Source organism: Variovorax sp. P4_B10 (genome assembly GCF_056402375.1).
In genome coordinates this window covers 1-5,739 of the sequence record NZ_JBFUHN010000150.1, presented here as the reverse complement: position 1 = coordinate 5,739, position 5,739 = coordinate 1, and the positions used below count along the sequence as shown (strand labels likewise).

The window sequence follows — 5,739 nt, the reverse complement described above, 5'->3', positions numbered from 1 at the left end:
CGCGCCGCGGTGGACGCAGGCTACGCCCCGAACGACTGGCAAGTGGGCCAGACCGGCAAGATCGTGGCACCGCAGCTGTACATCGCCGCGGGCATCTCGGGGGCCATCCAGCATCTGGCCGGCATGAAGGATTCCAAGGTGATCGTGGCGATCAACAAGGACGAAGAAGCGCCGATCTTCTCGGTGGCCGACTACGGCCTCGTGGCCGACCTGTTCGTGGCCGTGCCCGAGCTGGTGACCACGCTGTAAGAGGACCCGGCACCGATGAAGACCCGCATCACCGAATTGCTCGGCATCCGCTACCCGATCGTCCAGGGCGGCATGCAATGGGTGGGCCGCGCCGAGCTGGCCGCGGCCGTGTCGAACGCCGGCGGCCTGGGCATCGTGACGGCGCTCACGCAGCCCACGCCCGACGACCTGCGCCACGAGATCGCACGCACCCGCACGCTGACCGACAAGCCCTTCGGCGTGAACCTCACGATCCTGCCGGCGGTCAAGCCGCCGCCCTATGCAGAGTACGTGCAGGCCATCATCGACAGCGGCGTGAAGATCGTGGAGACCGCGGGCAACAGCCCGAAAGACTTCATCGAGGCGCTCAAGCGCCACGACGTGAAGATCGTGCACAAGTGCACCTCGGTGCGCCATGCGCTGTCGGCGGAACGCAATGGCGTCGATGCGGTGTCGGTGGACGGCTTCGAATGCGCAGGCCATCCGGGCGAGGACGACGTGCCCGGCTTGGTGCTGCTGCCCATCGCGGCGCGCAAGCTGCGCATTCCGATCATTGCCTCCGGCGGCATCGCCGACGGGCGTGGCATGGCGGCCGCGCTGGCACTGGGCGCCGAGGGCGTCAACATGGGCACACGCTTCTGCGTGACGCAGGAAGCGCCGATCCACCCCAACATCAAGCAGGCGCTGGTCGACGCGACAGAGCGCGACACCAAGCTGATGTTCCGCACCATGCGGAATACGGCGCGGGTGTTCCGCAACGCCATCTCCGAAGAGGTGGTGGCCACCGAGAACCGCCCCGGCGGCTGCGAGTTCGAGGCAGTGCGCCCGCTGGTGGCCGGCGCGCGCGGCCGTGCGGCGCTCGAGTCCGGCGAGGTGCACAACGGCGTGGTCTCGGCCGGCCAGTGCATCGGGCTGATCGACGACATTCCGACTTGTGCGGAACTGCTGGAACGCATGGTGCGCGACTGCCGCGAGCACCTGGACCGGGCGCGGTCCTGGATGGACTGAGTCCTTCTGCTCGCATCCGGGGGCGCTCACGCCGACGGGGTGCTTGCTCCGCGAATGTCCCCCGGCCTTCGGGCTACCGCCCCCCCCCCTTTGTTTCGCTGCGCAAGGCACCCCATCGGCGTGAGCGTCAAGAGCCGCTGCGGAAGCTGCATTTGTTGGCGGTCGCCGGGACTTCGTGTCGCATGAATCGGCTACTTCGCCGGGTTCTTCTCTAGAGTGGATGCCCCTGTCACTCGACACCCCACCAAGGGAAGAAGAAAGGCGCAACACACCAAGCCACCGAGATGTTTGAAGGCTGCTTGCCTCGCGGCAGGTCGTCGGTGCGAAAGCAGCGATGCAGATGCGAGGTATCAAAAGGCGACGGCCGAGGTGTTATCAGCACCCCGACCGTCTAACCAAGTTCGTGCAACACCCTCTAAAGGACCGCACAAAAATGGCTACCAAGACTATAGCCCGGCCTCGCGCGCCGGTAGCTTCCGAAGACAACGCCCAAGACCCGGCGGATCTTCTCGAAAACACCCTCTCGCAACTCGAAGCTCTCCTGTGGGTCTGCCGCGGGGAAGACATCGACTGGTGCAGCGGAGATGGGCCTCGACAACTGGACAACCTGCTTTGGCTTGCGGCTGAACTTGCCCGCAAGGCTGCAGAACTGTTTCAGGTGAGCGAGAAGGCGCGACGTGGGGCGCTTGAGACTGGCGGTTAGCGGCTGGCCTGCGGGCTGCGGGGTTCGCGGCCCGTCTGGCGAACGGGGTTCTTTTGAGTGCGACGGCTGAAGCCCTTGTGATGGAGGGAATTCGGTTCGGTTGAGGTGCTTGTGGGGTGGGCCTCGGTGGCAGCTATGCGCTCCATGCTGATCGTCGGCAGACGATACGAGCATCCGCTTTGCAGCAGAGGCGGACTGTCATTGGCCGAGGCTAGACTTCCGGGTTCGGCCAGAAGCAGCCGGTCGCCACGTCGGACAAACGTCGCCCAATACTGGACGCCGAGACCCAATCGCTGAAATTGCACATGCCCAAAAGTCGAAAGCCACTGACCCATCGCGTTCTAGTCGTGGTCTTGGCGTTGCCTTTGGCGATGGTTGTGATTTGTGCAATCGTTTTCGCATTCGACGTCTTCCTTGACAGTCGTTCGGGTCGAAGGTTCGATGAAATTGAGATGGGCGCGACCGAAAAATCAGTAGTCTCAATGCTTGGCACTCCAAGCCAGGTTCGACCTTGCGGCGAGCATCTTTGGTGGGGCAGTGACGCCGACCACAGAGGAAGGAACGACGGCAGGTGCGTTAACGAGGCGCGCTACGAATACTTTTTGAGTGCCTGGGGCGTCGGCTATTCACAGGATGGGCGCGTCGTCTCAAAGTACCACTACGTTTCCGAATAGGCAGATGGCGCGCTGTCCGCGATGCACGAGCGACAGCCTCGGAGAAATCCGTATGCCCGCTCAGGGCCCAAAGCTCAGATGACCGAGACAGGCTACAGTCGGCCCAGAACTGGAATTTCGAGGGGGCGTTGGCACATTTGGAGCCACCTTCTTGTGAACAACGCATGCAGTTAAACGGAAAACTAAGTCGCATCATTCGCGACGGACACGAATGCATTCTTGAAGTCCTTGTCGACGGTTGGGCCGTCTATTGGATAGGGGCCATCGAGTTCGAAGAGAACAATCGAGAAGTTGAGCGCTTCGTTGAAGGAAGCGAATTCTGTTCTCAGATCAAGGTTCAGTTTGTCAACGAGGTCCGCCCGCAAACTTCTACAGCGGGCCACTCGTTTGTGCAACCGGCGGCTTCGTCGCCCCGCTGCAAGATTGCCTCTATCGTTCTTGATAGCCCTGACGCCTACAGCTTCCATTGCTCAATCTCGGAAGGCGGGCCGGCAATTCTTGTGGAAACTGAAAAGAGCCACGCCTTAAAGGTGGGACAGGCCATTGAGTTCACCGGCGAACTGGCTGTACTCGACGTTGACGACTGAGTAACGTCTGCTTCGGGATGCGATCTATCACGGCTGTGGCCCCGATGCGGTCCTTATGCGAGAGGTCGAGCGACTGCTTTGCAGCGGTTGCTGCCGGTGATGTCGGCCTCCTGAGTTCACGGTCTTTGGCCACGCAGCGGTCATTCATGCGCCAGTGTCATCTCGACCCAGTGGCCGGTTTTAAGTACTGCTGACCTTGCTGGTCAGCCGGTACGTTCACGACGCCTGCACGTCTGCCGACCTCGGCCAATTCGGCGTGAACTTGCTTGCGGCTTAAAGAACCCGCAGCACCTCAAACTGCTGTCGGATTGGAGCGACCTGTATCGACACCTCATCACCCTCGCATTTGCCCAGCATTGCCCTGGCCAAAGGGGCTTCGCTGCTGATGACCTGAACAAGCTGAGCGCCGCTGACCAACTTCATGCTGCCCCCATCCGGGCCAAGAAAGAGCTGTTGCTGCTTGTCGTCGGAATCGACCAGGCAGACCAGCGAGCCGAGTTGTATGCCTTTGATGGCGTCGTAGGGACGCGGGCGGAATCGGCGCCAATTGGCCATCGCCTGGCGTATGGCTTCGGCGCGCCGAGCTTGGCCGGTGGCCAGGTAGGCGGCTTCGAGTCCCAATGTGTCGTATTTGTTTTCGGCGATGTTTTCTTCGTGAGTCGCCGTTTCATGGGCTGCCCGCACTGCCTGTTCGGCTTGCAGCAGGTCTTCGGCGAGCCGTTCCAGCACCTGCTGTCGCAGCAAGAATTTATCCATGACGAAAGGTCGGCATCTCGAACAAGCGGGGCAGGTTTTGATTATGAAGGGTTCCAGAAGCCTTCGACGCTTCTGTTGGCTGCAGGTTAACTTCAGCTATGGGCTAAACGGAAGTCGGACTCACCGGATAGCGGACATGGCCCCAAGCGACTGGAGGCGGCCACGCTTCGTGGGATATCAACGAGTCGGCAGTAGTTCCGAGAGAGCGATCCATTGAGGGTCACTGAAAGATTGAAGGTCGATCGGATATTTGGGCCGCCCTATCAGCGCCGTGTTGAGCCTTTGCATGAACCCGTCTCGGTCGTAGGTGTAGTAGCGCCATTCCTTCGAATGATTCCCGGTGATGCTCGCAACCTCTTCGCCAATTCCTTTGTGGGCTAGCGGCTTCTCAACGGCTTCCTCAAAATCTTGAATCTGCCGACGATCGTCCTCCGGCGGCATCCCGACGTTGTCACCTGCGTAACGCCAAGTGATACGAACAAGCCACGGGTAGATTTGACGATCGGGCACTGAAGGCAATGCCTGACGTGCACGGACGACCAACGGGAGACCATCGGCAGACAGCTGCCCCACCGTCCATGAATCCTCTGGAAAAATGCCGTTCAAGAAGTGCTCCTATTAGGTGCGTATTCAAAGTCTGCTTGCGGCCGACTGAAGACCTCATGCTTCTCGCGTCACGCCAGCAGTCGTGAATCCCCAGCGGAGTAAACCGCTTGGATGCTCGCACGCAAAACTGACTTTGATCTTGCCATGGACCGGTTTTGCGTCGAATCCGCTAGCACGACACCGATCGCGAGGAAGAAGCTCAAGGCGATCTGACCATCGCTGGGCATGGTCTTCCCAAAGAAAAGCCCACGGATGACTCACCGCCGCAAAAGACAACACGGGAATCCTCTGGTCTGCTTCGGCTTCGACTGGAACTATGGAGAGCTGTCCTTCCCGCCAATGAAGGCCAAGATCACATCCGTTGAAGTTCAAATTCAGCAGTTCTTCAAGCGTCATCTACTCTCCTTCATCCAAGGACCGCTCTTGGCCGATTGTGTTGAAAAACTCGTCCACGGAATCTCAGGCACGTTTTCCGGTGTGCTCGAACCCTTTGACCACATCACGATCGTCGATTCTGGAGCGATCTGAGAGGTCGATTTTTCATATGGGCGTCCGAGCACGGCGAACCCGGAGTTTTTCAACACAATCGGCCGCATCCTGCCCTACGTTGAGTGGGTGTGCACGCGCTTCAAGGGAGGCGCTAGTGCATCGAACTCTTCGAGCCGCTCAGGTATTCCTTGGCCATCAGTAGGTGGGGCCTGAGCTGTTCCCTGTCGAAAAGGAATTGGCCACCACCCGGGCGGAAGCAAGCCAAGACCTCCACAACTTGCTGCATACGATCATCGTTCGGATACGCCTCGTCGATCGCTACTTCCAATTCATTCGCCAGCGCCATCTCGTCTTCGACACTTGAGAGAAGCGCATCTATCAGCGCAGAAATGTTCCGGTTATTCATGAGGAATTGCGATGGATGGCGTAGGTCCGCTATTGGCCGAGGCTGTGTGGAAACGCCCTCGTCGCGCCAGTATGCCGAACTCTCATGCTGTCGATGCCTTGGTGGGCCTCAATAGGCAGCCAGTAGGCGGTCTGTCGAGAATGACTGCGTTTGATGTGCACTGGAGCGCCGCATGTCGGCAAGGCTGCATTTGAGAGGCTCACGCCCCCACCAACCGCATCGCCTTCATCGTCTTCGCCATCCCCAGAATCCGCATCACCCGCTTGAGGTTGTACGCCAGCA

Annotated in this window: 8 protein-coding genes; 5 read left to right on the top strand and 3 right to left on the bottom strand. The window is 59.9% G+C overall.

All coding sequences use genetic code 11. The features are described 5' to 3' along the window. The 4 genes from AC1DXX_RS32875 to AC1DXX_RS32860 form a co-directional block, all read left to right on the top strand. The coding region (locus AC1DXX_RS32875; RefSeq protein ID WP_478138390.1) for an electron transfer flavoprotein subunit alpha/FixB family protein at positions 1 to 249 on the top strand (249 nt) is incomplete at its 5' end. 15 nt (positions 250 to 264) lie between these two features. Further along, the gene (locus AC1DXX_RS32870) at positions 265 to 1,236 is read left to right on the top strand and encodes an NAD(P)H-dependent flavin oxidoreductase (RefSeq protein ID WP_478138389.1); all 972 of its coding nucleotides are present in this window, start codon (positions 265 to 267) and stop codon (positions 1,234 to 1,236) included. 433 nt (positions 1,237 to 1,669) lie between these two features. Beyond that, complete coding sequence (locus tag AC1DXX_RS32865; RefSeq protein WP_478138388.1) at positions 1,670 to 1,939, top strand: hypothetical protein; 270 nt, start codon at positions 1,670 to 1,672, stop codon at positions 1,937 to 1,939. Positions 1,940 to 2,777: 838 nt separating this feature from the next. Next, a complete protein-coding gene (locus tag AC1DXX_RS32860) occupies positions 2,778 to 3,200 on the top strand; it encodes a hypothetical protein (protein WP_478138387.1) in 423 nt (140 codons plus the stop codon). Positions 3,201 to 3,473: 273 nt separating this feature from the next. On the opposite strand, the gene AC1DXX_RS32855 is transcribed toward AC1DXX_RS32860, so the two are convergent. Both AC1DXX_RS32855 and AC1DXX_RS32850 read right to left on the bottom strand, forming a co-directional pair. Then, positions 3,474 to 3,956 (bottom strand): GreA/GreB family elongation factor, encoded by a 483-nt coding sequence (locus AC1DXX_RS32855; protein ID WP_478138386.1) that lies wholly within the window; start codon positions 3,954 to 3,956, stop codon positions 3,474 to 3,476. 177 nt (positions 3,957 to 4,133) lie between these two features. Next, positions 4,134 to 4,562, bottom strand: coding sequence for a DUF695 domain-containing protein (locus AC1DXX_RS32850; RefSeq protein ID WP_478138385.1), 429 nt, complete (start codon positions 4,560 to 4,562; stop codon positions 4,134 to 4,136). 252 nt (positions 4,563 to 4,814) lie between these two features. Here AC1DXX_RS32850 and AC1DXX_RS32845 point away from each other — a divergent pair, with 252 nt between their 5' ends. Next, positions 4,815 to 5,090, top strand: coding sequence for a hypothetical protein (locus AC1DXX_RS32845; RefSeq protein WP_478138384.1), 276 nt, complete (start codon positions 4,815 to 4,817; stop codon positions 5,088 to 5,090). Positions 5,091 to 5,202: 112 nt separating this feature from the next. Here AC1DXX_RS32845 and AC1DXX_RS32840 read toward each other — a convergent pair whose 3' ends face one another. Continuing rightward, positions 5,203 to 5,457 carry a hypothetical protein gene (locus tag AC1DXX_RS32840; RefSeq protein ID WP_478138383.1) on the bottom strand — a complete coding sequence of 85 codons (255 nt, stop codon included), beginning with the start codon at positions 5,455 to 5,457 and terminating at the stop codon, positions 5,203 to 5,205. Positions 5,458 to 5,739 lie beyond the last annotated feature (282 nt).

What these genes read in the sequence shown, in the direction of transcription:
- AC1DXX_RS32855 (WP_478138386.1), bottom strand. Translation starts at nt 3,956, where the DNA reads ATGGATAAATTCTTGCTGCGACAGCAGGTGCTGGAACGGCTCGCCGAA.
- AC1DXX_RS32860 (WP_478138387.1), top strand. Translation starts at nt 2,778, where the DNA reads ATGCAGTTAAACGGAAAACTAAGTCGCATCATTCGCGACGGACACGAA.
- AC1DXX_RS32870 (WP_478138389.1), top strand. Translation starts at nt 265, where the DNA reads ATGAAGACCCGCATCACCGAATTGCTCGGCATCCGCTACCCGATCGTC.
- AC1DXX_RS32840 (WP_478138383.1), bottom strand. Translation starts at nt 5,457, where the DNA reads ATGAATAACCGGAACATTTCTGCGCTGATAGATGCGCTTCTCTCAAGT.
- AC1DXX_RS32845 (WP_478138384.1), top strand. Translation starts at nt 4,815, where the DNA reads ATGACTCACCGCCGCAAAAGACAACACGGGAATCCTCTGGTCTGCTTC.
- AC1DXX_RS32865 (WP_478138388.1), top strand. Translation starts at nt 1,670, where the DNA reads ATGGCTACCAAGACTATAGCCCGGCCTCGCGCGCCGGTAGCTTCCGAA.